We start from the raw sequence: 1,065 nt of genomic DNA, 5'->3' as shown, positions 1-1,065 counted from the left end.
ACTTGAAAATTCCTCTCTATTCTCAACTTAAAGCAAAATTAGAATCTAAAGGCTTAGATTCCATTACAAGCGGGCAATTAGCTTGGTTTGTGTGTAGTGTGGGTATCTTTATTATCCCTACAATATATATACTCTTTAGCAACAACAACAATCAGCTAGCCATTTTATTTTTTATGTTTATTGTTTTCATATTCAATCTATTTTATGTTGTGAATATATTTCCGCTTTTATTGGTTATAGCATTTAATTGGATACAATTATATTTTAATTATAGCTCTAGAGGTATGATAATCTATGTTTTAGTAGCAGCTTTTGTTGTTTTGGTGTTAATTTGTATTGTCTTAAAACAATGGAGATTTCTTATTACTTTTTGTTTTAGTATGGCTTTTATATTTGTTTCAATGCAATTATTTTATCTATTAGGAGGACTTGTTAAATGAAATATTTTGTAACTATTTATATTGACCCGATATTTGATTGGCAGGGATTTACTCACGCTCTGCTAGGTGGGTGTATGCAGATGGAATAAAATTAGGATATGAGATAAAACAAGAAAATATCACAGAACAAGCAAAAGCAAATAAGCGTAAAATAGGACAACCTACTGCCTATGCTTTAGCCATAGAAGCTAGATTTAGCTATGGTGTAAGCATTAAAAAAACCTAAAGAAGATGATTCTGGTAAATTTGAGGATATACCAATAGAAAATAAGATTCAAAACTTTATTAGTAGAAATAAAGAAAGTAACAAATTAAACAAAGTAAAGAACAAAGAAATAATAATTAAATAATGTTAAGGAATCTTAAAGATAAAATTAAATATAAAATATAATAGATTTAAAAAAAATGAGAATATAAATTAACTAAATAAAAAATAAAGGAATATAGGGGTAAAAGATGAAAAACAAAGCAATGATTAAAAGATTAAATGATAGGGTAAGGGTAATAAATGATTAAAAAGCTAAAAGATAGGAATAAATAATAAAGAGATGATTAAAGATAGGGTAAAGGCAATAAATTGTAAATAATGAAAAACAAAGAGATGATTAAAAGATAGGTAATAAAT

At 25.9% G+C, this 1,065-nt stretch carries 2 protein-coding genes; both read left to right on the top strand.

What is annotated here, in order from left to right:
- Positions 1–440: hypothetical protein (locus tag CQA44_RS12875; protein WP_181881918.1), on the top strand; the 440-nt coding region annotated here is incomplete at its 5' end.
- A gap of 70 nt (positions 441–510) precedes the next feature.
- Positions 511–666, top strand: a complete 156-nt coding sequence (locus CQA44_RS12435) for a hypothetical protein (RefSeq protein WP_181881917.1) — start codon at positions 511–513, stop codon at positions 664–666.
- Positions 667–1,065 lie beyond the last annotated feature (399 nt).

Source organism: Helicobacter sp. MIT 14-3879 (assembly GCF_003364125.1).
This window is presented reverse-complemented; position numbering and strand designations above follow the sequence as displayed.